Below are 26,792 nucleotides of genomic sequence, written 5' to 3' on the forward strand. Positions count from 1 at the left end.
GACAGCTGTTTCATACTTGAAAATGCGCATTGGCAGACAAAAAAAAGAAGCCCTCCGTCAGGAGAGCTTCATAAATTCTGACACGCTGGCCGGGTCAGCGTCTTTTGCCTCTTAAATAGTCGTTCAGGTCTTTGTAGCCGTCGTACCGGTAGGCTTCGTTGTTGACTTTCCCGGTGAACAGCATGGCGATGGTTTCCACAGTTTTCTGTCCGGCAAGGTCATTGTCGAGGTAGCAATGGATGAACGGATATTCTTGCAAGTGTCCCAATGCCTTTTTAAGGTTGTTTACGGAGTTCATCACGAGATGGTCGCAAGGAACTTCAAGGCATATCTCCCTGTCTCCGGCCTGCCGCAGGGTCATATAGGAGAGAAAGTCCATGAATCCTTCGAAGACGCACACGTGGCCCTGCGTCTCGCCGTGCGTATGGCTTATCAGCGAAACATCCTTATTCTTCAGGCAGCCCTTGTAGTAAGGGTTGCGCACTTCATAGCCTCCTGACAGATTACAGAATGCCAGTCCGAAATAGTGTCGCTTGCGCAACTCATAATGCACTTCCTTGCAGAATATCTTTCCGATGTCGGCATCGATCATCCGGGAATGGAGGTACGACAGCAGCGCATGGTGTCGTAGCGGCACCACCCTTATATCCTTCATTTCCGCTTCCACCGGCCGGAGCATCACCGCCGGAAGCCGAACCCTCGGCAGTTCATTGGTTCCGGTGTGCCGTTCGATGCAGGCCAGCACCTCGCTTACACTGTCCGTTCCGTACAGGTGCTTGCCCAGTTCCACGAGGTCGCCCCCGGTAGCCGCCCCGAAGTCATACCATTCATTGAGCCGGTCGTTCACCTTGAACGACGGCGTCTTTTCTTCCCTGAAAGGGGAAAGATACCAGTATTGTCCCCCGCGCGCATTCTTCGGCTCATGGCCGAGAAGTCGCAGGTAGTCCACAATCCGTATTTGTTTCGCTTCCGATATGTTCATGTGCATCCTGTGTTTAGTATGGTTTCTTTATATATACCCGCAAACTAAACCGATACGGCTCAGATGCTGAAATTCTCGTTGTAACGGTATTCCCGGCCATTCTTTTGTATCGCGTTATGTTGAATCAGGAACTTACACAGATTGACCAGGGTATTTCTTCCTCTGGTGTAACCGATGCTGTCATATCCCTTTTTTAGTGCGTCAAGCAATGCCTGATAGCCAAATGAGGTGTTGTCGGAAAAGGCGACTTCCAAAGCAGAACGGTGTAGCTGTTCTGTCATGTCAAGGTATGAAGACAGCCTGTCTTTCTTGTTCATCTTAAATTGATAGTCTTTTACCAAATGGGGAAGCGAGTCTTCTCCGATTTCAAAGGCAAATGGTACAAACTCTTTATCCCTGATATGCATAGCTCTTACTTCACTGATTCTTCCGTTTTCTATATTTTTGGAGATTTGCAAGATGGTTTCAGCTTTATTATTCAATTCGGTACCGATATGCCCCCTGGTATTGTCATCTCCTTTATTCAGGTGGAGTACCGTATGGATGTGAAGCTCGTAATAGCTTGACCATCTCATCAGCTCATTAATAATATCAAGTGACTCGCTTGGACTGTTGATGTCATGGATTAAGTCGCGTATTCCATCTATGATAACCAGCCCGATATTTTTTTCTTCATGGAGGGCCCATTTGATGATGTCCCTGCGTTGGTCGGGAGTGTATTCGCGGAGAACAAAAAACTCAATGCGGTCATTCTCCTGGTCTATGGGCATACCTGCCAGTTTCAGTATTCTTTGAAGTACCTTATGACAGTGGCATTTGCTCTGTTCCGTATCAATATAAAGGATACGGTTCTTGCACGGAGGCAAGTCAGCTTTGTATTTCAATACCTCTCTTCCGGAAAGCGCCGATGCGACTATGGCGCTTACATTGAAGGTCTTTTTGCTTTTAGGTTTCCCCGTGGATGCACTGAAATTGCCTAATGTGGCTATGGTCACACCGTCAATCTGGACAATCTCTTGAGGGAAATCGTATTGTTCTGTGACATTGAGCCGGATATATTTCAGCAGCGACTTGTATTTCGCCTCGTCTATTCTGTGCGTATCCGGAAACATAAAATTAGATCTTTCCGTTTCCATCTCTTCTTGTTCTGCGTTTACGTTTGTTGTTGTTTTCAAGGCGATACGACATAACATTGGCCTGTTTGTCGATTTCTTCGTAGGAGAAACATGGATTACGTCTTATCCAGTCGTTCAGGTCGTCCCGGAGTACGAATATGTTCTTGCCGTTGGGCTTGTAAACGGTAAGTTCCTTGGTGGATGTCAGCTTATAGACAAAGCTCTTGGATACTTGCAGATACGCTGCAACTTCGTCTATGTTCAGAAAATCCTTTGCCGCATATGCTATCTTTTCCACGTTTTTCAGATGAGCCAGCAGTTCGTCCAGCTTGGCGAAACGTTGCAGGTAGTTCTCTACTCTTAATATTTCCCTCTGAAAGCCCTCCAATGTATTTCCCTCAATGAAGACACTTAGCCTTTCAATGCGGGATAGTATGATGTCCATGTCATTCTTTTTCATAATACGTTGTTTTTAATTGCCATTTCCTGATGGGGTTTCACTTGATTTCTCAAAGCCCAGTCGCACAACTCTTTCCTGTTGAAATAGACGAGTTTGCCGTTGGGCTTGTAATGGGGGATTTGTTTGGAGGCGGTCAGCTTGTAGATGTAGCTCTCTGACAGCCCCAGATAGGCGGATGCCTCGGAAATGGTCAGCACTTCTTTGGTAATCCACATGCGCTCCTTTATCTGACGGACAAAATTCTCTATATTGGGAATTTTATCGACTTCGCCGATTCGCTGCTCCAAGGATTGGATACGTTCGATGGGTTTCTCGGATGTCATTTTGGAAACCATGTTTTCCATCTGTCTGATATATCGGAAAACTGGACTGCTTCCACTGTTTGTTCTTCGTTGTTTCATTTATTGCTAAAATTAAATTTGACAATAGAAGGTTTGCCCTCCGCAGTTATTGATTACGGAGGGCAAAGTTATGGACAGCTTCCTGATGAGCATGTTGATAGTGTTGAGTGTCAACGTTTCTATCAACACGACTCTCAACAAATTTGCTTTCTTTTAGTCTATTTCTTTGTCTTTGATTAGCTTTATGTACCGGTCTATTGTCGCGAAGAATTTCTTTTCAGAGATACTCGGTTGTATGTCCTTTATCCTGTTAAGGGTAGAGGATAGGTCATGCTGATTGAGAAATTTCTTACCGGAAGAACTTCTGACAAGCTGCTTTTTGGCAATGACCGATTGCCAGTCATACGGTATGATGTCGTGCATGGCGAGTTTGTCAAGTAGCAACACCAACCGTGTGTTGTTTTTCGATGTGACCGGATTTAACATGGCTCTCTCATATCGGGTGATGACATCGTTCACATCCAGTTGTTCTATAAACAGGCCGACCTCATTGACAAGCTGTACAATGAGGCCGATTGTGTCTTTGTCAATCAATGGCTCATAGGAATCTGGCAAAGGGGGCTGTTCTGATTGACGGCTGTTTTGGAAACTTTGTATCCGGGATTTTGTTTGGAGATGTTCGGATGTATTGAATGTATCGAGCAATTTTTTAATTTGGGTTTCGTCTAAGGTGGACTGACTGAAGTATTGGCATACCAGCTTTTCATGGTTTTCCAATAGCTCTGAAACAATGCAATAATTCTTCTGATGTTCATTCTTGCTCCAAGCGTCAGTAGCATCGTGGTATTGCGTCGAATGAATAAAGTCAAGCATGAAGCGCCTGTAACATTTTCTGTGAGTTAGGACTTCAGCTTTATAAACTTCATGGGCTTGATAGACCAACCGGAATAACCCTTGTTCACCGGTTTGCGCAGGAGTCTTTCCGGCTCCGCGCATCGCTCTTTTCAAAAAGAGAGAGGAGCAAAGTTAAATTCTTTGTCATTGCTTGATTGAATTTGATGTTAGGTAATATATGCTTTAGCCTTTCTATCGGAGGCTGTTGCTTCCTTTTTTATTGTACAACTATTATACTCATCAGCAATTCTTTTCAATTCTATGTCATAGGTATCCAGTTTCCCTTTACTTATGATCGACCGGAAATTGCATCTTAGGCTTTCCCGGTTTATGGGCTTGCCTTCTCGAATTTGAAAGCAGTTGGCGCATTTTGTCCAAAAGTCAAAAGGATTATCTGCTCTGAATGACAAATAAACGAAGTACATGAGTGATACCTGACTTTTTATCCATAATACAGGCCGGGTAAATACCGTTTCATCAAAAATTCCCATGAATATATCAATTGAAGTGGTTGGCGAAATATATCCGCCATTGATGAGCCCTGAAAATACCGCTTGTTTCTTTTCTTCGCTTTTGTCTGAATAGAACACCTCTTTGCCAATGTGGATAATCCGCCCTTTATTTTCCACTTTTTCTTTTGCGGTTTCTTCAATATGGTTAAATTCTTCACAGATGGCTTTTAGTCTGGTGTCAAATCTATCCATCCACCCTAAGCGTTTAATCGAGCTGTAACCTGACTTAAAACATGCTATATGGGGAGCTTTTCCGTTGATTAGAAAACATTTTCCGCCTTTTACCCATAAATTCTTCTTGTTCCATTTGCCAAAAGCCAAATATAAAAAATATGCCAGCAAGCGTTGCTCCTTAATCCATTCGACAGGTTTTACAAACTTCGCTTTGTCAAAAATCCCATTAAAGACATCGAGCGTTGTATCAGGAGCAATATACTTGTATTTTATCAGCTCGTTGTACATCTTGGTTATATCTTCTGGACTTTGTGGGGTATAGAAGGTCTCAATCCCACACGATGACTCTAAGGGCGAAAAGTCCACTTCTGGATAAAGGGATTTCGCGTATTCGTAGAATTTGGTCCTGTATTTAGGGATACTGCATGTGCTGATTCTATACGAGGTAGTATGGCTCCATTGTTTCTCGAAATCTACATAAATTCGTGGAAATTTGCATATAGAAGATACTGCAAATGCAATGACTCTCAGTTGTAGTGTTTTTGTATCTGGAGTTGGCTGGAAATGATTGTCCAACAGTCCGGCATCAACGGCTCTTTGCAAAAGGGTTGCTACTTGCTCATTGGCCAGCGTCTCTACCAAATCCTTGTATTGGCCTTTTTCTTCACGCTGATACTGCCTGCATATTTCAAATAATGACTGTAACCTTTTAATAGAATCAATAAGTAGTGTCACGCAAGCAGTAGGAGTTATGTCTTCCTTGTGTTTTGCCAGATACTTTTTTATTTCGTCTGTATATCCTATGCTTGTAATTTGCCGTGCAAGGGAAGGGGATGGCTCTTGGCTTATATATTGCTGTATGTCTGCCGTCCATTCCGCTAACATTAATAACTGAGGTGTAAGAAAAGAAAAATCCAGAATAGTGTCTATGTCTATCCCATATTTTAATTCTCCCAGAATCTTGTTTATCTTGGCTACTTTTATAACGAAATCTTGTCTTGTCATAAATCAAATGCTGTTAACCGATTTCCGGAATAAGTGATACTGCGTTCTGCTTGTTCTTATCAAGAACCTTGGCATATATTTGTGTCGTGGAAAGTTCTTTGTGCCCGAGCAGTTTTGATACAGTATAGATGTCCGTGCCCAAGTCGAGCATCAGGACTGCGAAGGTATGGCGCCCGCAATGGAATGTTAAATTTTTCTTTATTCCTGCAGTCATGCTCCATCGTTGCAACTCTACGGATGTCCAGGAGCCGTATGTGAATCCGGTAAAAACAGGATCTTCTGGATTTCCTCTTTCTCCAAGATATTTTTCCGCTTGAGGTGAAATATCCAAATATTCCTGGCCGCCGGTCTTTTTCTGTTTGAAGATAATTCTTGTGAACTCACCAAATTTTTGCACGTCTCCCCACAAGAGTTTTTGGATGTCGGATTTACGCAATCCAGTCAGGCAGGAAAAGAGGAACGCACGTTTAAGTACGGGATAGCGGCACGGCGTTTCCGCTAATTTTCTGACTTCCTCTAATGTCAGATAATCACGCTTGACCTCTGCATCTTTGAACCCTTCAATTCCGCGTAATGGATTGACGGCAATAATCCTTTCATCATAAGCATGGTTGATACAGGCGCTAAGTTTTCTGAAATAGGACGCTTTCGAATTTTGAGACAGACCTTGAAACACATCACGTTCTCTGCGCGGCCCCCTGCGTTTGTGTGTGTCCTTTTCAACACTTTCTAAGAAATCTTTGAACCCCAAAATAAATTCTGGTGTAACATCTCTGAAAGTTGTTTTCTCATCGCAGTACAGCTCCAGATAACGCAAGCAACTTTGCCAGTTGCCATAGTTGCCTCTTGTATCTGGAGTATTCCGTTCTTTAACCATGTTACGGTAATATTCCAGGAATGGAGTATCCTCCTTGAATTGATGAGTGAATGTATATTCCCCGTTTTGAATCTCAATTAAACGCTTTGATTTAATTGCTTGAGCCGTTGCTAAAGTCTGTCGGTTCTGTTCCCGCTCGATAGGTGTTTTTGCTTCTATCAAGTATAATTTCAGGTATTCTTTGTGACGCTTCCCGTTTCTATATATGTCAAGATACAGGCTGATGTTTCCATTGCTCAGCTTCTTCTCACGGAGCTTGACCGGTTCCTTTTGTGCGATAGTTTTCTTTGCCATGACTGTTTCCTGCTTTATTGGTTATTAAATTTTCCCTTTGTCGGGGGACAGTTTTTTGTCCCTCATTAATGGTCTGGGGGACAAACTGGGGACAAAAATAAGGAAAAAATATGTAATAACGCAGAAAACATGAAGAAAAAGAGAAAATACATATATCTTGAAAAGTGCCTGATAATACGCATTTTACAGATATATATTTTCTCTTTTTATGATTTTCTTTTCTTTATATCACTTTCCGATGCAAAAATTCTTAAATATATTCCCAAGCACCTCATCGTTCGTTATCTCTCCGCCTACGATTTCAGCTAAGTGGAACAGACATTCACGTAAATCCTGGCTCACTAAGTCGCCGGATAAGCCTATTGACATGCCCTCCTGTACGCGGTGGATTGCTTCAAGAGCATGCGAGAGGGCTTCGTAGTGACGGACGTTGCTTACCACCACATCGTTTTGAGTCACTTCGGGCAGTGCGGCAGCTTTTACAAGGAGTTTCTGCAATTCTGTTATTCCTTCACGTTGCTTTGCGGCAATGGAAATCATTTCATAATTCATACCGGAATCTGCTGATGTTAAGATGGTTGCTCCGGACGGCTCCTTCAGACAATCAGACTGCTCAGCATTATTTACCATATCGCATTTGTTCATTACCAAGATGAGTTTTTTGCCCTCGCATCGTGGAATAACCTTGTCCTTCAACGCGTTTATCTGTGTCTCAGCTTCAGTGCTGTCTATCACCCACAGAACTATCGAAGCCTGGTCCAGTTTCTGGAAACTGCGTTCTATGCCTATGCTTTCTATGGTGTCCGATGTCTCGCGTATTCCGGCTGTATCAATAAAACGGAAAAGAATTCCTTTTATGTTCATCGTGTCTTCTATCACGTCGCGGGTAGTACCGTGAATGTCGCTCACTATAGCACGTTCTTCGTTCAGCAGCGCATTGAGCAGGGTAGATTTACCTGCATTAGTCTCGCCGATTATTGCCACAGGAATACCGTTCTTTATCGCGTTTCCCACGCTGAATGACTGTACAAGGCCGTTTATCACTCCTTCCACCTGTGACGCTATTTGGGACAATTCGCTACGGTCGGCAAATTCCAGTTCCTCATGGTCGCTGAAATCCAGTTCCAGTTCCATAAGGGAGGTGAGATGCAATAGTTTTTCCCTTAACTGCGACAGTTCACGGCTGAATCCTCCGCGCATCTGGTTCATTGCCATGCGGTGCGATGCTGCCGATGTTGATGCTATAAGGTCTGCTACGGCTTCTGCCTGGCTTAGGTCCATCTTGCCGTTCAGGAATGCCCTCTGTGTGAATTCTCCCGGTCCTGCGGCACGACAGCCGTTCTTTATCAACAGTTGCATTACCTGTTGCAGTATATATGATGAGCCATGACATGAAATTTCCGTTGAGTCTTCACCTGTATATGAATGTGGTCCGCGGAAAAGACTTACCAATACCTCATCTACTATCTCACTGTTTTCTCCGTTGATGTGTCCGAAAGTCAGTGTATATGGTTTGCGCCCGGATAGGGTAGGACCACTTGCCGGAGTGAATATCTTGTCCGTTATGGTTATTGCTTCCTTTCCTGACACTCTGATTGTCCCTATCGCTCCTCCCTGTGCCGTCGCTATGGCACATATTGTGTCATCTGTGTATAGAATGTTCATCTTTATTGAATCAGTATAAATTTTTTACTATCATTTCCACGACCTTTTCCAAGTATATGCGGTCTGTATCGTCGAAAGTGTTCAGTTCGTCACTGTCTATGTCCAGAACTCCTACTACGTTCCCGTCGCTTATCATCGGTACTACTATTTCCGAGCGCGACAGCGAGCTGCAGGCTATGTGTCCCGGAAACTTGTCCACGTCCGCCACCACCTGTGTCTTTGCTTCAGCCCATGCCGTACCGCAAACTCCTCTGCCTTTTCTGATGCGATAGCAAGCCACAGAGCCCTGAAACGGACCGAGATGGAGTTCTCCATTGTCTATAAGATAAAATCCTGTCCAGAAGAAGCCGAATGCCTCCTTAAGTGCCGCCGTAGTGTTGGCTAATACACTGATGATGTTTTTCTCGTCCTCTATCAGACGTGAGTATTGTTCAATGAAGCGTAAGTATTTTTCCTCTTTGCTGATATTCTTTTCCTGTACGAAACTTTCTTCCATTATATTCTTTCCAAAACAAGTTTAATCAAATCGTCTATCTGGTTTTTATATCCCGTGTCGGCTTCCTTTGCTACGCGGTTGGCTATCACCATACATACTGTCGTGGCTTTGTGTCCCATGAGTCTTGCCAGTCCTGCAAGTGCCGAGCTTTCCATCTCGAAATTGGTTATCCTGCGTCCGTCGTATTCGAAACTTTCTATTTTCTCGTTCTGGTGCGGATCTGCCAGCGGTACACGCAGTTTCCTTCCCTGCGGACCGAAGAAACCGCCGCAAGCCACCGTGATGCCTCTCACCATGTCTCCGCCTGCTATGCGCTCTACCATTTCCTCGTTGGCGTGAATGGCATATGGGGCAGGGGAGCACATATTTCCTGACCATCCGAGGTGATTAAGTAATGCCCGTTCCAGTGGCAGGTCGCACACGGCGTTCCGTCCTTCATAGAAGTTCAGCAGTCCGTCGAATCCTACTGATATTTCCGAGCAGATGAATGTTCCCACGGGAGTGTTTGGCTGCAATCCTCCGCATGTCCCTATTCTCACCAGTTCCAGCGATTTCAGCTCATCCTTCTCGTATCTTGTCCTGAAGTCTATGTTCGCAAGGGCGTCCAGCTCGTTCATCACTATGTCGATATTGTCGCATCCTATGCCTGTCGAGACCACGGTTATCCTCTTGCCTTTGTATGTGCCGGTTATGGTTCTGAATTCCCTGTTTTCCACCTCACATTCTTTGCTGTCGAAGTGCGATGCCACCGTTGCCACACGTCCGGGGTCTCCCACCAATATTACCTTCCCTGCCAGCTGTTCCGGTTTCAGATGCAGATGGAACACCGATCCGTCTTCATTTATAATCAGTTCCGAAGGAGCAAAATATTCTTTCATAGGCGTTTATTTAAGTTCGATGTTTCTTATCTCGGTTGTCATTCCGTCAATTTCGGTTCTTAGGTCTTTCACCCTTTTTTCCTTGTCCAGTATGCCTGGTGCCATGGAATCCTTTGATGCCTTGTCCGACTTGGAATATTTCTCCCTCAATTGCCCGAGTTCCTTTTCCAAGGCATTCAGGTCGTCCTGTTTCTTGCTCATTTCCCGGAACAGTTCTTTTGCCTTGGGCTTTCTGAAGTCGTCCGGCGATGTGTATATCCTGTTGTCGTTCACTATGAAAGTGAAGTCAGTCTTCTTATGCTTGTTTTCTGAAGCGTACATCACCTTTGCGAGTCTTTGCCTTGCCTTTGCCACGATGTTGTTGTCCGTCTGCGTAAGGGCTATATTGTCGAGTTTAGCCAGCGAAATCATTTTGCCGGCGTCCATGGCATCATAGTCGTATGTTGTTTTCGATTCGTTTGGGACGAACACATACACACACACTTTTCCTTCCGGCTGATACCTGTCCGAGGCGAACCATCCTAATTCGTTGTAATCGTCTATGGCATACATGTAGTCGTTGAAAGTGGAGTTGAAGGGATAGCCTATATTGTCAGGTCTGAAATACGAGTTTTCTTCCGAGTCCGTACGGGTGATGAATATGTCGTATCCTCCCATACTGTCATCTCCCTTTGCGGCGAAATAAAGCGTTGTTCCGTCCGAATCCATGAATGGGAAGTTCAGTTCCGCCATATCCTCGTTTATGCCTTTCAGCTTTTGAGGAGTGCTCCAACTATCAATCAGTTTCATGCTTGCATACAGTTTGCAGATTCCTTCCTCGTCTTTTTCCGACAGCAGTTTCTTGTCGCCCATCTCGTTCACGAATTCTATTGTCATATTGTCAATGTTCGTGGCTGTATCATTAGTCATTGTCAGAGTTCCGGCCTGTTCGCTCAGCTTGTAAGCGTCAAGGATATTCTGTTTGTCAACCACAAAGCTGTCTATCACGGCGATGTTTTCCACGCTTCTTATCATGCGTTCTCCTTTTCTGTACTTCGTCATCAGTTCTTCGGCTTCTGCGGTATCCCTTTTTTTCTTTTCCAGCCAGTAGATATGCTCCTCAAGGTTTTCTATCGCGTCGTCAAACCTGTACATGTCGTAGTATGCCTTGCTCACGTAGAGGTAAGCGTTGATTACTTTTCTTGCCGCGCTTTTTTCGAGGTAGGGCAGTCCTTCCTCCATTTCCCCGGTCTCGTAACAGCATGCCCCGTACCAGAAATTGTAATTGGCGTTCGACGGCGATTGTTTCACCAGTCTCTGGAATACAGGTTTGGCTTTCTCGAATTCGCCTTGTATGAACCATTTTTGAGCCTGGCTCAGTGTCTGTGCTCCCGCCCCGGCAGAAAACATCAACAGTGCTATTGCTGTAAGTTTTATTTTTATGTTCATAATGTCTTTAGTGTATTTTTCCTTCTCTTGCTCTTATATTCTACAAATATACGCATAATATCCGAAAGCCGGTATTTATCTTATATTATTTAGTACATTACAGTAGCGCATTTTTTTATAAATTATGGAATGTCCGCAAAAAAAACGGCTGACAAGACCGAATAAAGACATTTTATCAGTACCTTTGCACCCGCTTTTTAAAACTATATATGGTAAAACAGACAGAAGAGGACAAGATATTATACAGGATAAACAAGCGTTTCCTGAAGGGAATAGTCGATTACGGCCTTATTGACGACGGCGACAAGATTCTTGTAGGTTTGTCCGGAGGAAAGGACTCCATGGCTCTGCTTGAGCTGCTTGCCATGCGTTCGAGGATATTCAAGCCGCGTTTCTCGGTGATGGCGGTGCATGTGGAGATGAGCAACATCGAATACAAGTCGGACACTACGTATCTGCGCGAGTTCGCCCGCTCGCTCGGTGTGGAGCTCGTGACTTACACCACCTCGTTCGACCCTACTACGGACACACGCAAGTCGCCATGCTTCCTGTGTTCGTGGAACAGGCGTAAGGCTCTGTTTACCGTGGCCAAGGAATACGGGTGCAACAAGATAGCCTTAGGCCATCACATGGACGATATTCTTGAGACTTTGCTCATGAACATGACGTTTCAGGGAGCAGTCAGCACTATGCCTCCTTCGTTGGTAATGCGCAAGTTTGATATGACGATAATACGGCCGATGTGTCTGCTGCACGAATCGGATTTGGTTGATATGGCTCGTATCCGCGGTTACCGTAAGCAGATAAAGAACTGTCCTTATGAGAAGGATTCTCACCGTTCGGACATGAAAGAGGTGCTGCGCCGTCTGGAGGAAATGAATCCGGAGGCAAAGTACAGTCTGTGGAGCAGTATGGGCAACATACAGGAGGATATGCTGCCGAAAACAATTAATAAATAGATGACGACTAAAAACTAAAAAACTCACAATATGTTATCACATGGAATTTTCTCGGTATTATTGCTGATTTTGTCAAATATTTTTATGACATTCGCATGGTACGGCCATCTGAAGATGCGTGAATACAGCTGGTTCGAATCCTTGCCTTTGATTGGTGTTATAGCCTTCAGCTGGGCTATAGCTTTTTTCGAGTATTGTCTGCAGGTTCCTGCCAACCGTTTAGGTTTCCGCGAGAGTGGCGGACCTTTCGACATCATGCAGCTTAAGGTCATTCAGGAGGTAATCACTCTCGTGGTGTTTACCATCTTCTCTGTAATAGCCTTCAAGATGGAGCTGAAGTGGAATCATCTTGCTGCTTTCTGTTGCCTTATTTTAGCGGTGTATTTCATATTCAAGAAATGAGCAGTAAAACGCCGCCGTGTTTCAGTCAAAACACGGTGGCGTTTTGTTCAAGATGTGCCGGCATTTTTTTTGCCGTTCCCGCGGCTTATTCCAGTCCGAATCTCATTTTCCTTATTCTCTCTTCTTCCGCACGTTTCGCGGCTTCACGCTCTTCCTTCTTGCGCATGTAGTTGTATATGCTGTCCATACTGCCCGGCAGTTCGTCCAGCATCTTCTGTTCCTTGGCTTTCAGCTCGTCTTCCTCATCTTTCAGTCTTTTTGCTGCCCTGGCTTTCCTGACGTTCCATCTGAAGTTCCTTTTCACCCTGTCGGGGCTTCTGTCCTTGTCGGCTTCCTCGTTGGCTTTTTCCAGATATTCTTTTCTCAGTGAGTCTCTTCTGATAGCCGTCACCTTCTCTATCTCAGCCCTTGCCGAGTCCGAAAGGATAGGGAAGTCGCCTATGATGGCTGTATCTTTTCCCGCCCTGCTGTAGTCGAATACTGGCGACGTCATGCCGCTGTAGAATGTGGGGAATTTCAGGCTGTCCGCCTTTGTAGGCTGATATGTCTGATAAATCTTCCATGCGTTGGCATGCTTCCTGTTATGTTTTAGCATTCTGCCTCTTTGGGTGAGATTATCGTATATCAATCCCATGAAATCCAGACCTCCTATAGTTATTCCGGCTCCCCGAATCCTTATTCCGTCGCTTATGCTTCCTGCCGATGGGGATATGTTTGCTCCATAATTCTCCTTATAGCCGCTGAAAGGATTGAAGATCCACGTGATTTGGTAGTCTTTCTGTTTTTTCCCGAACACCATGACGTCATACACTGGGTCTTCGCCGAACTTGGTCCAGATGGAGTAGGGCAGCATCCTTATGTATCCGGTGGGTTTCCTCACTTTTGTGGTGTCCGTAAGGCTTTTGGGTACGGCGAGGTCTGCCTTGAATTTCATCCACGATTTCTCCAGAGGAGCTTCAAGCGGTTTGTTCTCCTCGTCGTTGAAATCCTGCATAAAGTCGAACTTTATCAGTTTTATGGCTTCCTCGTTCAGCTTCAGCTCGCTTTCATGGTTGTTTCCCTTGAAATCTTTCTTGAAGTCTGTGTTCAGTTGTTGTGCCAGCATATTATTGGCTGCCATCAGCATACCGGCAATTATTACCGGAATATGTATTCTGCAATTATCCTCCATCTCTCACTCTCGCCAAAATCATTTCACTCTTCCACCCTGTAGCCAGTGATTGTCGTAATATTTCTCGTTCAGGCTGCTTACCACCACACCCACACTGCTCGACGCGTGTACGAACCTGCCGTCCTTCAGATAAATCCCCACGTGCGATGCCGTCCTTTTCTTCTTTCCGTTGTGGAAGAATACCAGGTCGCCTTCCTTGAGGTTTCTTTTGGCCACTTTCCTGCAGTCTCTGTCTCTCTGCTCTTCCGAGCTACGGCTCAGTTTCTTCCTGTACACCTTTCTGTATATAGCCGATGTAAGTCCCGAGCAGTCCACTCCTTTTTTCGTCCTGCCTCCATATCTGTAGGGTGTACCTATCCAGTCGGCCGCCTCAATATAGAGTCTGTGGTTGTCGTTCATCTCAATGTCCATGTCCAGCGTTATGGCAGCTGCTGCAAGTTCTCTGAAATCGTAGTTCATTTTGTGTGTGCCGCACGATGAAAGGGCAATTGCTGCCACACACGCTGCAGTCCATCGTGATATCTTATGATAAGAAAGTGTTGTCATGTCCTATTATGGTTTGCCGTCGTAATACAAATGTAGTCAATTGTTCATTACTGCAAGTTCTCCTTTTGCACTATTTAGTTACTATTTAACATTATTCTGACAATGTATGGTTTTATTATATATAAAAGAAGAGACGATATACCCGAAATCCGTAGTATATCGTCTCCGTATAGTAAGAGTTAGTTCCCAAACCTCATTTCACCTGCGAGCTCATGCTTACCTCAATCATGTTCTTCTGTCCGAAGAAATCATTTGCGAAGTTCTTCAGGTCGCTGATTGAAATCTCGTTTACCGTAGTTTCGTATCCGGTATTCATATCAACGCCTTCCCACAGCATTCTGTTCAGTATGCCCATCCAGTAAGAGTTCTCTTTCTGGTTCTGCTGATATGTCTTGAGCATGTATTCTTTCACCTTGCCCAGGTCTTCTGCCTTAGGACCTTGAGCTATGAAGTCGCTGATACCCTTGTTGATGAGTTCCACCATCTGAGGTCTGCGTTCAGGATCGGTGTCGAAATATATCTGGAACACTCCCTCGGCTTCAGGGTATTTGCTTATTGAACCGCTGCATGACACTCCGTATGTACCTCCGGCATCTTCTCTCACGGTCTGTGTGTAAAGGATGTTGAGCAACTGTCCCAACATGCTCATCATGACAACGTTTTTCTGGTCGTACACGCATTTTCCGCTTGCCACCATAAGTACTGACGATTTGGCTGTTTCCAGCTCTCTTGTGAAGTTGTTCTCGTACAGTCCCTTTCTGATGTCTGGAGTTACGTCGCGGAATTTCTCGTCGCGATTTATTGACGGCAGACTGCCAAGGTATTTCTCAATCAGAGGTGTTGCCACAGCTTCGTCTATGTTGCCCACCATGATGAAAGTAAAGTCGCTGGCATCGGCAAAACGGTCCTTATAGAGTTCCATTACCTTGCTGTAGTCTATCTTGTCCAAAGTCTCAGCCTTTATGCTGATGGCTCTTGGATGTCTGTTGTATAGTGCCACATTGATTGAGTCGCTGAATGCGGTGTTAGGGTCGGCTTCTGCGTTTGCCAGTGCCGCCTTGTTTCTGCTGATGAACGAAGTGAAAGCGTCCTGGTCCATTCTTGGCGCTGTAAATCTCAGGTATGTCAGCTGCAGCATAGTCTCCATATCCTTAGGCGAGCATGAGCCGCTGATGCCTTCGGTAAGGCTGTTCACGTATGCCGATGCCGACGCCATCTTTCCTGCCAGTACCTTGTCGAGGTCCACATTGCTGAAGTTGCCTAAACCGCCAAGGCTTACTACCTGGTCTATCAGTCTGAACTGGATGGCGTCCTTGTCGTCGAACATTGATGTGCCGCCGGTGCTGAATGCCTGCATTCTCACCTCGTCAGCCTTGAAGTCTGTCTTTTTCAGTACCACCTTCACTCCGTTGCCCAGTGTGAGTATCTTGCTTCCGAAAGGTCCTTCTTCTGTTTTCACCACCTTACCTCCGGCAGGCAGTTCCTTCATCAGAGGCTCGTCCGAAACCTTGTCAACGTAAGCTTCAAGTTTGGCTGCCTTCACCTTGTCTATCACGGCTTTAAGCTCGGCTTCGGTAGGATATTTCATTCCTTCCTTCTCAGGGCAGAACACACTCAGCACGATATTCTTTTCTCCGATAATCTGTTTTACCACCTGGTTGATTGCATCTACAGGAATGTTAGGCACAATCTGGTTCATTATCGCATATTCGTTCTCTATGCCCGGGATAGGTTCGTTGTCGATGAAGTGTCTCACGTATTCGTTCACATACTGTGAGTTTCTCATCTTCTCCCTTTCGTTGTAAGCCGATTCCAGACTTCTCAGATAGTCGGCCTTCGCTCTGGCATATTCGCTTGCTGTAAAGCCGAACTGTCTTACTCTCTCTATCTCTGTCATCAGTGCCTCTGTAGAAGTCAGGATACCGTCTTCCTTGGCTACTGCAAGACCTATGAAAGCTCCTTTGGTCTTAGCCAGCAGATAGTTTCCGTCCTCGGCAAATGCCTGTATGAACGGAGGATTAGGTTTCTGTGTCATCTCGCTCAGACGCGCGTTTAGCATATTGCCTATCATGGAGTTCATGTAGTTCATCACAAGATAACCCATGTTGTTCTTCTGGTCGTTAGGCACTACGTCGTGCTTGTGGAACAGATATATTACCGGTACCTGCTGTTCCTTGTCCTTCGCTACGGCTATCAGCGGTTCGTCATTGTCAGGCACAGGGAAATATACTCTCTCCGCCGCGTTTTCAGGCATCTCGATAGGGGAGAACATCTTCTTGATTTTCTCTTCCACCTTATCGACGTCTATATCGCCCACTACGATGATACCCTGCTGGTCGGGTCTGTACCATTTCTCGTAATAGTCTTTAAGCGCCTGGTACGGGAAGTTGTCAACCACTTCCATTGTTCCTATAGGCAGACGGTAGGCGTACTTGCTGTCCTTGTACATTACGGGGAACACTTTTTCGTACATACGCATCATGGCTCCTGTACGTGTTCTCCATTCCTCGTGGATAACCTTGCGTTCCTTGTCTATCTCCTCATGGTCCAGAGTAAGGTCGTTAGCCCAGTCGTGCAGAATGAGCAGGCATGAGTCCACTACCGTCTCTCTCGTCACAGGCACGTTTGAGATATTGTACACAGTCTCGTCTATCGAAGTATAGGCATTGAGGTTAGCTCCGAACTTCACGCCTATTGACTCCAGATATTCTCTAAGCAGGTTTCCCGGATAGTTTGTGGTACCGTTGAAACACATGTGCTCCAGGAAGTGGGCAAGACCTCTCTGGTCGTCTTCTTCCAGTATAGAGCCAACCTTCTGAGCTATGTAGAAGTCAGCCTGGTTTTCAGGCAATTCGTTGTGTCTGATGTAATAAGTAAGTCCGTTTTCAAGTTTTCCTATACGTACATTTGGGTCAGTAGGTACAGGAGGCATCTGCTGTGCGAAGCCTGATGCCACACCGCATACGAATATTATCATAGCGGCGGATTTTTTCAATAAATTCATGTTGTATAGTTTTTAGTCCTTCATTTATTCAAGAATCTTTCCGCTTCAATAGCCGCCTTACATCCGCTTCCGGCAGCAGTTATGGCCTGGCGGTAGTGAGGGTCAGCCACATCGCCTGCAGCAAACACTCCCGGTACTCCGGTACATGGTGTATTACCTTCGGTGATGATGTATCCCACCTCGTCAGTCTTTACCCACGGCTTGAAGATGTCAGAGTTTGGTTTATGACCTATGGCAAGGAAGAATCCGTCGATAGCCACATCGTATCTTTCTTCGTCGGCTTCGCCCATTCTCTTCACCACGTGCATGCCTTCCACGCCGTTGTCGCCGTACAGACCCACTGCGTTGTGTTCAAACAGTACCTTTATTTTCGGATGGTTCATCACTCTTTCCTGCATAATCTGCGAAGCTCTCAGGAATGGTTTTCTCACTACCAGATAAACTTCGCTGGCAAGACTTGCCAGGTAAATGGCTTCCTCGCATGCAGTGTCACCACCGCCTACAACAGCCACTTTCTTCTTTCTGTAGAAGAAACCGTCGCAAGTGGCACATGCGCTTACGCCCATACCGGCGTATTTCTTTTCGTCCTCCAGACCGAGATATTTTGCTGTAGCTCCGGTAGATATAATCACCGCATCGGCTGTGATTTCCTTTTCTCCGTCCACCTCGAATGTGTAAGGAGCCTTGCTCAGGTCTGCCTTTGTAACTATTCCGTTTCTTATGTCTGCACCGAATTTTTCAGCCTGTTTTCTCAAGTCGTCCATCAGTACCGGACCTGTCACACCTTCCGGGTAGCCGGGGAAGTTTTCCACTTCAGTTGTGGTAGTCAACTGTCCTCCTGGTTGGAGTCCTTCATAAAGTACAGGGTTGAGATTTGCTCTTCCTGTATATATTGCGGCAGTATATCCTGCCGGTCCTGATCCTATAATCAGGCACTTAACGTGTTCTGTAGCCATAATGTTGAGTTTTTTTGTTGGTTATATAGTTAGTATTATAGTAATATAGTAATATAGTAGTAAAGAAGGTAAAGTAAGTAGGGGGGGCTTTATCTCAAGTCTATTATTTCTGCGTTGGGATACTCCTTCGGGTTGAATCTGAAGAATGTGTCAGTCAGATTTTGTGTCTTGTATTCTTTCACCTTGAACTCCTGTGTGTCGCCCTGACTGTTTTCCAGTCTCACATACACGGGATGCTTTTTACTGTCCACAGCGATACTGATTTTCTTTATGTCCTGTTTCTTTTCCGGGGTGAGTATTACCTCTTCACATCTCATGCCGTTTATGTTTTTTGTTCCGGCGTAAGTATAGTTGAATCCGTTTTTATACATGCCTATCATGGCATACGGATTGATGGCCTGTATCTCTTCAGCTGTAGGCGATGATACATTCACTTCCTCATTGTCCTCCACATAGCTCCATAGTGTCTCTCCGTCGAACCAGCTCTTTATGCCGCCGCAATCCAGTACGAACTTGTCGCCTTTCAGTGCAATAGTTCCTTTCAGCGTACCGTCGAACACTATAGTCGTGCCTGCCGACTTACTGTATTCGGCCGACATACCGTCAAGTACCTCTCTTGCCCTTGCATCCTTCTGTGCAAAAGCCTGTAGTGGCAGTATTATCATTAATATAAGCAGTATATGGTATTTCATTTTTTTTCCAGGCTTTTAGTTGTTAGTTATTTCCTCTCAGCTGGCTCATCCTCATCTGCAAGTCATTCTCGTCTATACACAGCACGTCTCTTGCCTTACTGCCGTTTGCAGGACCTACTATACCGGCTCTTTCCAGCTGGTCCATGATGCGTCCGGCTCTGTTATAGCCCAACGAGAGTTTCCTCTGTATAAGCGATGTAGAGCCCTGCTGATGATATATAATCAGTCTTGCCGCCTCTTCAAACATAGGGTCCAGCCTGTTCATGTCCACATCTGCCGCACCGCTTGGTTCGGCATTCTCGTCCACATATTCAGGAAGCTCGAACGCGGTAGGGTAGCCCTGCTGTCTGCTGATATATTCCGATATTCTTTCCACCTCAGGAGTGTCCACAAATGCGCACTGTACACGTACAGGGTCATTGCCCTGCAGATAAAGCATATCACCCTTACCGATAAGTTGCTGTGCTCCCGGACGGTCAAGAATAGTTCTTGAGTCCATCATTGACGCCACTCTGAACGCCACACGCGCAGGGAAGTTGGCCTTGATGGTACCGGTGATGATGTTCGTCGTAGGTCTCTGTGTAGCTATTATGGCGTGAATACCTACGGCACGTGCCAACTGGGCTATACGGCATATAGGCAGTTCCACCTCCTTGCCCGCAGTCATAATCAGGTCGCCGAACTCATCTATTATTATCACTATATACGGCATGAACTTGTGTCCGTTGGCAGGATTAAGCTGACGGTTTATGAACTTCGCGTTATACTCCTTGATGTTTCTGCATCCGGCCTTCTTAAGCAAGTCGTATCTGGTGTCCATTTCCACACAGAGCGAGTTCAGTGTCTGTACCACTTTGGTAACATCTGTAATGATTGCATCCTCAGCGTCAGGCAGTTTTGCCAGGAAATGTTTCTCTATAGGAGCGTATATGGCGAATTCCACCTTCTTAGGGTCTATAATCACGAATTTCAGTTCGCTCGGATGTTTCTTGTATAGCAGTGATGTCACGATGGCATTCAGTCCCACGGACTTACCCTGACCTGTAGCACCTGCCACAAGCATGTGCGGAGCCTTTGCCAGGTCCACCATGAACACCTCGTTCGTGATAGTCTTGCCCAAGGCGATAGGCAGCTCGTACGTACTCTCCTGGAATTTCTTGCTGGACAGTACAGAACTCATGGGAACGATTTTCGGACTTGCGTTAGGCACTTCTATACCTATGGTTCCCTTACCGGGAATAGGGGCTATGATACGTATTCCCAAAGCCGAGAGGCTCAGTGCTATATCATCCTCAAGATTTCTGATTTTCGATATTCTCACGCCTTCGGCAGGAGTGATTTCATAAAGAGTGACAGTAGGACCGACATTGGCTTTGATAGACGAAATCTCTATACCGAAGCTTCTCAGTACCTGGATAATCCTGTTCTTGTTGGCGGTCTGCTCTTCCATGTCGATGCTTGGTCCGTCGTCGGGATAAGTCTTAAGCAGGTCCAATGTGGGAAACTTGTACATCTCCAGGTCGAGTCTTGGATTGTACGGCACGTTCAGGTCGCCTCTTACCTTTTCCTCTTCCTTAGTCTCTTCTATTTCGAAAGCAGGTTCCTCGTCATCAGCTATTGCGTTATGCGATGCTGTTTCGGCTCCAACTGTTCTTTTTTCGTCAAGAGGTTCATCATCCAGTGGCAGTTCAATACCGTTGTCAGCATAGTTCACGTCGTCTGTATATACTTCCTCAGCGTAAATGTCAGGCTCGTTTTCATCCTCTCTGACATCATCTTCGGCTGCTGTGGCATCTTCTTCCTCATCTTCATTTTCTTTCTCTCCGTCATCATTCTTTTTGCCGAAAAGCTTGCCCAATATACCGCCGGGCATCAGCCTTTCCGACCATTTCTTCTTCTCATTCTTGGCCGGTTCTTCCGTTTTGTCCTCAGGCTCTTCGTCGGCAACATCCTCCTTTACCTGCTCCTTCACTACCGGAACCTCTTCCCCGGCAGATTCAGTGGCTATATTCTCATCGGCCTCATTTCCGGCTATGTCATCACCTGTATTCTTCCTCTTGAAATCCGGATGTATCACTTTTCTCACCAAGTTCATGGTCTGTCTTCTGATAGCCACACCTATTACTATACCGCAGAACAGCAGAAGCAGTATCAGTCCCGGCACACCTATGTACGATTCTATCCACATCGCCGCGTTATATCCGTGCATACCTCCCGGGTAGATGAACGAGTTTTCAAACACATTGCCTGATGCGAACCCTAATGTCACCGACAGCCAGTACATGATACACATACATCCCAGGAACCATTTCCAGACAGTAAAGTTATATGCCTTCATCAGCTTGGTTCCCGCTATAAGCAACACCACAACAATCAGATATGCCGGAATACCGAAACATCTGTTTATCAGGAATTCAGCCAGCCTGGCTCCTGCAGGTCCCGTATGGTTCTGCACCACTTCAGTCTCGCCGAGCGAGTTTACAGCCGTCACACTCTGGTCTGCTCCTCCTGCCGAGAGGAATGATGTGAATGCAAGAAACATATACACGCCGAACATGAGGCATAACAGTCCGCCTACAAAATGCCCTGTTTCTCCATTCAGGGCCGATTTGATTTTCTTGCCGTTATCTTTTGGTTCTATATCCGTTGTTTTCTTTTTATTATCCTTTTTTGTACTCATAACATATATCTATTTGTTTCCATTTTTTAAAATAGTTATGCAAAGATAATACAATCGCCATGAAAACAGTAATCAAACAACAATAAAAACAGAAAAAATTCATACCTTTGCGAAGAAGAGAAGGTAGAGAAGGTAAAGAAGTAATTTATTGTAAACATATAAAATATTCATGAAATCATCAAATCAACCAATTTTCGATGCAAACACAGTCGAGTTCGTCACTGTAGCCGCCGAATTCTGCGGTTTCCTTGAACGTACTCCCGAAATGCAGCCGTCAGAGTTTGTCGACCGTTCGCTCAAGCTCCTCCCGCTGCTTTATCTGAAAGCGTCATTGCTTCCCGATTGCGAACCCCTCGACGACATCGAGCCTGAGACATTCGTCACAGAGACCGATTACGAACATCTCCGCAGCCTAATAGCCGCCCAGCTCGGTCCTGACGATGACTATCTTGAGGTTTTCCTTGATGACATGGCGTTCAGCGACACACCTATAAAGCAGAATATATCCGAAGGCCTTGCCGATATATACCAGCCGCTGAAAGATTTCGTGTGTGTATATAGCCTGGGACTTGACAGAACAATGAACGATGCCCTATGGCGATGCCGCGAACAGTTTGCCGCATACTGGGGACGTACGCTTGTCAATGTAATGCGGGCCCTGCATAATGTAAAGTATCACTCGGATGAGCCGGTTGAGTAAAAGCGTATCGACATGACAGAATATCAACCCACTATAGACAAGAAACTGATATCCGAAATGCCCAAAGAGGTTTTCCCCGGACGTATTATCATTATCTATACCGAGGAAGATGCCCGTAAGGCTGTATCTTACCTTAACAGGTGTCCGGTTGTAGGTGTCGATACGGAGACCCGCCCATCATTCAAGAAAGGCAAGATAAACAAGGTCGCCCTCCTTCAGATATCTACCGTTGACACATGCTTCCTGTTCAGACTAAACCGCATAGGAATACCGGATTTCCTGGAAGAGTTTCTCCAGAACGACACCCTTAAGATAGGGCTTTCGCTCCGCGACGATTTCAGTATGCTCCGTAGGGCAAACAACAAGGACCCTAAGGTAGGCAACTGGATTGAGCTTCAGGACTATGTGCAGCGCTTCGGCATCAACGAGAAAAGTCTCCAGAAAATCTATGCGATACTTTTCGGAAAGAAGATATCCAAGAACCAGCGCCTTTCCAACTGGGAAGCCGATACCCTTACCGAGGCACAGCAGCTATATGCCGCCACCGATGCATGGGCGACATTGAGAATATATAAGGAACTCAATATGAGTTTGTAAGTTTGTAAGTTTACAGCAACAAACTCAAAAACTCAAAAACTCAACATGAACAAAGTATATCTAAAACCCAAAAAAGAAGAGTCTCTTCTCCGTTTCCACCCCTGGGTATTCTCAGGAGCCATAGCACGTGTGGAAGGTAATCCTGAAGAAGGAGAAGTAGTAGAAGTTTATACGTCCGACAAACAGTACATAGCTACCGGACATTATCAGATAGGCAGTATAGCCGTGCGTGTCCTTTCGTTCAAGAAAGAAGAAATTAACCACGATTTCTGGGTACGCCGTCTCACTGTAGCGCGCGACCTGCGTAAGGCACTCCGCCTTATCGGTACGGAAAACAACAATGCCTGCCGCCTTGTACATGGCGAAGGCGATAATCTTCCCGGTCTTATCATCGACCTCTACTACCATACAGCCGTCATGCAGGCCCATTCGGCAGGTATGCATATCTATCGTCATGAGATAGCGGAAGCCCTCAAGGAAGTGATGGGCGATACAGTACAGAACATATATTACAAGAGCGAGACCACCCTGCCGTTCAAAGCCGATCTTGAATCAACGGAGAATGGTTTCCTTCTTGGAGGCAGCACGGAGAATGTTGCAAAGGAAAACGGACTTCTCTTCCATGTCGATTGGCTGAAAGGTCAGAAGACAGGTTTCTTTGTCGATCAGCGTGAGAATCGTGCCTTGCTTGAGCACTACGCTCTCGGCCGTAACGTCCTCAACATGTTCTGCTATACTGGAGGCTTCTCTTTCTACGCTATGCGTGGTGGCGCGCGTCTTGTACATTCCGTTGACAGCTCGGCCAAGGCTATCGACCTCACCCGCGCCAATGTGGAACTCAATTTCCCCGGCGACAATCGTCATGAGGCATACGCCGAAGATGCCTTCAAGTATCTCGACCGTATGGGAGGGGAGTACGACCTCATCATCCTCGACCCGCCTGCATTCGCCAAGCATCGTGGAGCTTTGCGTAATGCCCTTCGCGGTTACACCAAGCTTAATGCCAAGGCATTCGAGAAAATCCGTCCGGGAGGTATTCTCTTCACCTTCTCCTGCTCTCAGGTAGTAAGCAAGCAGGACTTCCGCAATGCCGTGTTCACTGCGGCTGCCCAGAGCGGACGTAGCGTACGCATCATGCACCAGCTCACCCAGCCGGCCGATCATCCTGTAAATATCTACCATCCTGAAGGCGAATACCTCAAGGGACTGGTACTATATGTAGAATAAAAAAAACTCCCCAAATCGGGGAGTTTTTTTTATTCTACATATAGTTAAATCCGCAGCTCACTTTTCAGCTCTTCATATAAGTCTATAGGACCCAAATGCCAATATTTAGTAGTTTCCGTCGAAAGTTTTTTGTAGAGATTCGAACGGTAAATACGGTTCAGACACTCCTGCAGCGTGAAACCATAGTCATCATGCAGGTATTCCACCAGCCAGCTTATTTTTCCTGGTATCAGCAAGTGAAGATTACTTTGATCAATTTGGAACATATCGTTAATTTATTCTAATTGCTTCAATAAAATTCAAGGTTCTCAGTGCTCTCTCCGTGTGGAAAAGATATTGGTCAACAAGCTTGTATGTCTTAAGTTCACGGATTAGCGTTTCAACACTTATAGCTCCTGACTCATATAGACCGAACTGAAGATAAACCTTGTCATTGGCTACCGGTCCATACACGATGTCATAATCGTGAGTAAAACCTTTCCTTGTTCTGTTTGCCATGACAAACTCAGCCCACTCCTTACTTGGTTCGGTGAAAATAAGGCTTTTTAGTTCCGACAATTTCGTTTCATCAAACTCATATATATTCACATATCCACATTCAGAGTGCTTTTCAATCATACGTCTCTCCACCCATTCTTTTGATTGTTTTTCCGAGGTTGTGGTATAAAAGCCCTCACCATAATCTAGTTTACGGTTAGGCTGGAGTATCATAGGATACTTCACTACCTCTAAACTGCCGTGATATATCTTCATCCTTTCTTGTCCTTTCTAATTGCTATAAACTCGTCTATCTCATCTATCAGCCATTGGCGACCTTGAGTGTGAAGCGGTTCAAAGCATTTGTTGAGATAATCAGTCACTCCATACTTCGTGAACACGTCAAGAACCTCCTCACCGCTCATTCCTTTGTCTGCTGCGTATTCTTCAATACAGAATGCTATGAATAGGGCAATGTCTTTTTCCTTCTTATTCATGGTAATACAAAAATCTTCAGAACATCAGAAATTCTTTAATGTCACAAAAATAATCTAAAAACAGAGAACAGCAAAAAAAATGCGCATATAGTGAACAAGTATATACAAGTTACTATCTCACTTCAAACTCCGCTATGGTACCCGTCTCCGATGAAAAAGAAGCCCCGACCTTATAGACTTTGCGTTTGTCAGCGGCATATTCACCGGCATAACCCCTCTCTTCAATCTGATGCAGTGCTTCCTCTGCTGTGCCGTCCAGCTTAAACTCGAAGATATAAACATAGTCTGGAGTCTCAACTATGCAGTCCACTCTTCCGCAACTCTGAACCTTCTCCGTATATACCGTATATACACTTATCAGGCGCATAATCAGATAGAACGTATAGTGGAAGTAGCGTTCTCTCTCGCGTTCGTTTTCCTTGCGGCGCATGGTGTATGGAATGCTTGCCAGGAAGGAAGTCAGCCCTTCGCGGAAATCGTCTAATCTGCCTTCTTCCAGTTGCGACACGGCATCGTCAATCCATGAGCCTACACTTTCGCGTGTATTGAAATATCCGGCAGCCACAAGCGACAGGAATCCTTTCTTCACCTCATTATTAGGATAATCAATCAGGAACTTGTTGCGTCTCATGTCAAAATCCTTGATTGTCAGATATCCGCTCTGATAAATCATAGGTAGCGGCTTTTCCACCGTGGCCTTGTAGTCGATGAACTCCTCCGGGGCATAATATCTGCCAGTTATCTCGTTCATGTTCTCATCCCAGTGTGCCAGCAGACGGAGCAGATAAGTAGGGGTACCGCTTTTGAACCAGTAGTCGTTCATGCGCTTTGACTTCATGACGTTGAGCATGCTGAACGGATTATACACATCCGTCATTTTGTCGCTGAAGTGATAGCCGTCGTACTGTGCCTTCAGCCTGCTCTTCATCTCGTCGTACGAGTAGCCGTATTCTCCGGCCATTTCCATTATGTCCTCATTCAAATAAGCTTCCATCTCCTCTGTGGTAATCCCGCACAAGGTTTCATAGTCCCTTGACATGCTTATGTCATCCGGCTGGTTGAAACCGCTGAACACGCTCACCTGCGAGAACTTGGTCACTCCCGTAAGTAACACGAACTGCAGATGTTCGTCCGCTCCCTTGAACACGGAATAGAATCCTTTCAGGATGTTGCGGTGCTCCTCCTCCAGACTCTTGTCCACATCCAGCACGTCCAGTATGGGCTTGTCGTATTCGTCCACCAGAACCACAGCACGCAGCCCCGTCCGCTTGTGGGCAGCTTCCAGCACGCTTATGAACCTGTCACCCAGGTCAAGTCCTTCTTCAGGAATCCTCACCTCATATTTCTCTTCCCAGTCTCCAATCAGAGCGTTCAGCTTCTGCCACAGTGTCCTTCTGATGGTGAAGTTCGTCGAATTGAAGTCTATATGAAACACCGGATACACCTTCCAGTCCTTTTCCAGCGCATCAATCTTCAACCCCCTGAACAGCTCCTTCCTGCCCAGGTAGTAGTTCTTCAGAGTCGACACAAGCAGACTCTTACCGAAACGTCGCGGACGGCTCAGAAAATAAATTTTTCCTTCATGCGTCAGGCGGTAAACAATATCAGTCTTGTCGATATACAGATAACCATCCTCAATTATCTGGTCCAAACTTTGCATTCCAATAGGGTATTTCATGTCGGTCAATTAAAGTTCAGGAAATATACACTAAAATATTAGCTTTACCAATAAATTCTACACAAAAATAATCTAAAAACAGAGA

The 26,792-nt window shown here is 45.6% G+C and carries 26 protein-coding genes; 5 read left to right on the forward strand and 21 right to left on the reverse strand.

What is annotated here, in order from left to right; genetic code table 11:
- Positions 1 to 94: 94 nt before the first annotated feature.
- The 11 genes from H6A27_RS07755 to H6A27_RS07805 all read right to left on the reverse strand — a co-directional run bounded on the left by H6A27_RS07755 (position 95) and on the right by H6A27_RS07805 (position 11,121).
- Positions 95 to 982 carry a toprim domain-containing protein gene (locus tag H6A27_RS07755; RefSeq protein WP_021947366.1) on the reverse strand — a complete coding sequence of 296 codons (888 nt, stop codon included), beginning with the start codon at positions 980 to 982 and terminating at the stop codon, positions 95 to 97.
- A gap of 59 nt (positions 983 to 1,041) precedes the next feature.
- Positions 1,042 to 2,118, reverse strand: a complete 1,077-nt coding sequence (locus H6A27_RS07760) for an AAA family ATPase (RefSeq protein WP_021947367.1) — start codon at positions 2,116 to 2,118, stop codon at positions 1,042 to 1,044.
- Entirely contained in the window at positions 2,099 to 2,557 is a 459-nt protein-coding gene (locus H6A27_RS07765; RefSeq protein WP_021947368.1) for a helix-turn-helix domain-containing protein, read from the reverse strand. The genes H6A27_RS07760 and H6A27_RS07765 overlap by 20 nt, the downstream gene beginning before the upstream one ends.
- A complete protein-coding gene (locus H6A27_RS07770) occupies positions 2,554 to 2,958 on the reverse strand; it encodes a helix-turn-helix domain-containing protein (protein ID WP_021947369.1) in 405 nt (134 codons plus the stop codon). The genes H6A27_RS07765 and H6A27_RS07770 overlap by 4 nt, the downstream gene beginning before the upstream one ends.
- Positions 2,959 to 3,111: 153 nt before the next feature.
- Positions 3,112 to 3,894 carry a hypothetical protein gene (locus H6A27_RS07775; protein WP_022040906.1) on the reverse strand — a complete coding sequence of 261 codons (783 nt, stop codon included), beginning with the start codon at positions 3,892 to 3,894 and terminating at the stop codon, positions 3,112 to 3,114.
- Between the two features lie 65 nt (positions 3,895 to 3,959).
- The gene (locus tag H6A27_RS07780) at positions 3,960 to 5,483 is read right to left on the reverse strand and encodes a hypothetical protein (protein WP_021947371.1); all 1,524 of its coding nucleotides are present in this window, start codon (positions 5,481 to 5,483) and stop codon (positions 3,960 to 3,962) included.
- 13 nt (positions 5,484 to 5,496) lie between these two features.
- The gene (locus tag H6A27_RS07785) at positions 5,497 to 6,654 is read right to left on the reverse strand and encodes a site-specific integrase (protein ID WP_021947372.1); all 1,158 of its coding nucleotides are present in this window, start codon (positions 6,652 to 6,654) and stop codon (positions 5,497 to 5,499) included.
- Between the two features lie 228 nt (positions 6,655 to 6,882).
- On the reverse strand, positions 6,883 to 8,319 hold the full coding sequence (mnmE, locus tag H6A27_RS07790; protein ID WP_204508196.1) for a tRNA uridine-5-carboxymethylaminomethyl(34) synthesis GTPase MnmE: 1,437 nt from the start codon (positions 8,317 to 8,319) through the stop codon (positions 6,883 to 6,885).
- 10 nt (positions 8,320 to 8,329) lie between these two features.
- Positions 8,330 to 8,815, reverse strand: coding sequence for a GAF domain-containing protein (locus H6A27_RS07795; RefSeq protein WP_204508198.1), 486 nt, complete (start codon positions 8,813 to 8,815; stop codon positions 8,330 to 8,332).
- Positions 8,815 to 9,693: a nucleoside phosphorylase gene (locus H6A27_RS07800; RefSeq protein ID WP_204508199.1), complete on the reverse strand. Its 879-nt coding sequence runs from the start codon at positions 9,691 to 9,693 to the stop codon at positions 8,815 to 8,817. The genes H6A27_RS07795 and H6A27_RS07800 overlap by 1 nt, the downstream gene beginning before the upstream one ends.
- Before the next feature lie 6 nt (positions 9,694 to 9,699).
- Positions 9,700 to 11,121, reverse strand: coding sequence for a tetratricopeptide repeat protein (locus tag H6A27_RS07805; protein ID WP_204508201.1), 1,422 nt, complete (start codon positions 11,119 to 11,121; stop codon positions 9,700 to 9,702).
- Positions 11,122 to 11,330: 209 nt separating this feature from the next.
- On the opposite strand from H6A27_RS07805, the gene H6A27_RS07810 reads away from it, so the two are divergent.
- Together H6A27_RS07810 and H6A27_RS07815 are read left to right on the forward strand one after the other, a co-directional pair.
- Positions 11,331 to 12,080, forward strand: coding sequence for a PP-loop family protein (locus H6A27_RS07810; RefSeq protein ID WP_204508203.1), 750 nt, complete (start codon positions 11,331 to 11,333; stop codon positions 12,078 to 12,080).
- Positions 12,081 to 12,110: 30 nt separating this feature from the next.
- Positions 12,111 to 12,482 (forward strand): DMT family protein, encoded by a 372-nt coding sequence (locus H6A27_RS07815; RefSeq protein ID WP_204402231.1) that lies wholly within the window; start codon positions 12,111 to 12,113, stop codon positions 12,480 to 12,482.
- 85 nt (positions 12,483 to 12,567) lie between these two features.
- On the opposite strand, the gene H6A27_RS07820 is transcribed toward H6A27_RS07815, so the two are convergent.
- The 6 genes from H6A27_RS07820 to H6A27_RS07845 form a co-directional block, all read right to left on the reverse strand.
- On the reverse strand, positions 12,568 to 13,653 hold the full coding sequence (locus tag H6A27_RS07820; protein ID WP_239469613.1) for a DUF4858 domain-containing protein: 1,086 nt from the start codon (positions 13,651 to 13,653) through the stop codon (positions 12,568 to 12,570).
- An 18-nt stretch (positions 13,654 to 13,671) separates the two neighbouring features.
- Positions 13,672 to 14,199 carry a C40 family peptidase gene (locus H6A27_RS07825; protein ID WP_204508205.1) on the reverse strand — a complete coding sequence of 176 codons (528 nt, stop codon included), beginning with the start codon at positions 14,197 to 14,199 and terminating at the stop codon, positions 13,672 to 13,674.
- A gap of 193 nt (positions 14,200 to 14,392) precedes the next feature.
- The gene (locus tag H6A27_RS07830) at positions 14,393 to 17,203 is read right to left on the reverse strand and encodes a M16 family metallopeptidase (RefSeq protein WP_204508206.1); all 2,811 of its coding nucleotides are present in this window, start codon (positions 17,201 to 17,203) and stop codon (positions 14,393 to 14,395) included.
- A 20-nt stretch (positions 17,204 to 17,223) separates the two neighbouring features.
- The gene (gene trxB, locus H6A27_RS07835; RefSeq protein WP_204508207.1) at positions 17,224 to 18,159 is read right to left on the reverse strand and encodes a thioredoxin-disulfide reductase; all 936 of its coding nucleotides are present in this window, start codon (positions 18,157 to 18,159) and stop codon (positions 17,224 to 17,226) included.
- Positions 18,160 to 18,248: 89 nt separating this feature from the next.
- The gene (lolA1, locus tag H6A27_RS07840; RefSeq protein WP_204508209.1) at positions 18,249 to 18,851 is read right to left on the reverse strand and encodes an outer membrane lipoprotein periplasmic chaperone LolA1; all 603 of its coding nucleotides are present in this window, start codon (positions 18,849 to 18,851) and stop codon (positions 18,249 to 18,251) included.
- Between the two features lie 22 nt (positions 18,852 to 18,873).
- Positions 18,874 to 21,531: an FtsK/SpoIIIE family DNA translocase gene (locus H6A27_RS07845; RefSeq protein WP_204508214.1), complete on the reverse strand. Its 2,658-nt coding sequence runs from the start codon at positions 21,529 to 21,531 to the stop codon at positions 18,874 to 18,876.
- A 169-nt stretch (positions 21,532 to 21,700) separates the two neighbouring features.
- On the opposite strand from H6A27_RS07845, the gene H6A27_RS07850 reads away from it, so the two are divergent.
- From H6A27_RS07850 to H6A27_RS07860, 3 genes are read left to right on the forward strand one after another with little or no spacing between them, the layout of a single operon-like run.
- A complete protein-coding gene (locus H6A27_RS07850) occupies positions 21,701 to 22,231 on the forward strand; it encodes a DUF5063 domain-containing protein (RefSeq protein WP_204508215.1) in 531 nt (176 codons plus the stop codon).
- A 12-nt stretch (positions 22,232 to 22,243) separates the two neighbouring features.
- Entirely contained in the window at positions 22,244 to 22,828 is a 585-nt protein-coding gene (locus H6A27_RS07855) for a 3'-5' exonuclease (protein WP_204508216.1), read from the forward strand.
- A 45-nt stretch (positions 22,829 to 22,873) separates the two neighbouring features.
- Positions 22,874 to 24,055: a class I SAM-dependent rRNA methyltransferase gene (locus tag H6A27_RS07860; RefSeq protein WP_204508217.1), complete on the forward strand. Its 1,182-nt coding sequence runs from the start codon at positions 22,874 to 22,876 to the stop codon at positions 24,053 to 24,055.
- A 44-nt stretch (positions 24,056 to 24,099) separates the two neighbouring features.
- Here H6A27_RS07860 and H6A27_RS07865 read toward each other — a convergent pair whose 3' ends face one another.
- The 4 genes from H6A27_RS07865 to H6A27_RS07880 all read right to left on the reverse strand — a co-directional run bounded on the left by H6A27_RS07865 (position 24,100) and on the right by H6A27_RS07880 (position 26,707).
- The gene (locus tag H6A27_RS07865; RefSeq protein ID WP_204508218.1) at positions 24,100 to 24,321 is read right to left on the reverse strand and encodes a hypothetical protein; all 222 of its coding nucleotides are present in this window, start codon (positions 24,319 to 24,321) and stop codon (positions 24,100 to 24,102) included.
- A gap of 4 nt (positions 24,322 to 24,325) precedes the next feature.
- Complete coding sequence (locus H6A27_RS07870; RefSeq protein ID WP_204508220.1) at positions 24,326 to 24,808, reverse strand: DUF3990 domain-containing protein; 483 nt, start codon at positions 24,806 to 24,808, stop codon at positions 24,326 to 24,328.
- A complete protein-coding gene (locus H6A27_RS07875; protein WP_204508222.1) occupies positions 24,805 to 25,029 on the reverse strand; it encodes a DUF3791 domain-containing protein in 225 nt (74 codons plus the stop codon). The genes H6A27_RS07870 and H6A27_RS07875 overlap by 4 nt, the downstream gene beginning before the upstream one ends.
- Positions 25,030 to 25,141: 112 nt before the next feature.
- Complete coding sequence (locus H6A27_RS07880) at positions 25,142 to 26,707, reverse strand: ATP-binding protein (protein ID WP_204508224.1); 1,566 nt, start codon at positions 26,705 to 26,707, stop codon at positions 25,142 to 25,144.
- Between the last annotated feature and the right edge of the window lie 85 nt (positions 26,708 to 26,792).

This window comes from Bacteroides caecigallinarum, assembly GCF_016902295.1.
In the GTDB taxonomy this organism is placed as follows: domain Bacteria; phylum Bacteroidota; class Bacteroidia; order Bacteroidales; family Bacteroidaceae; genus Phocaeicola; species Phocaeicola caecigallinarum_A.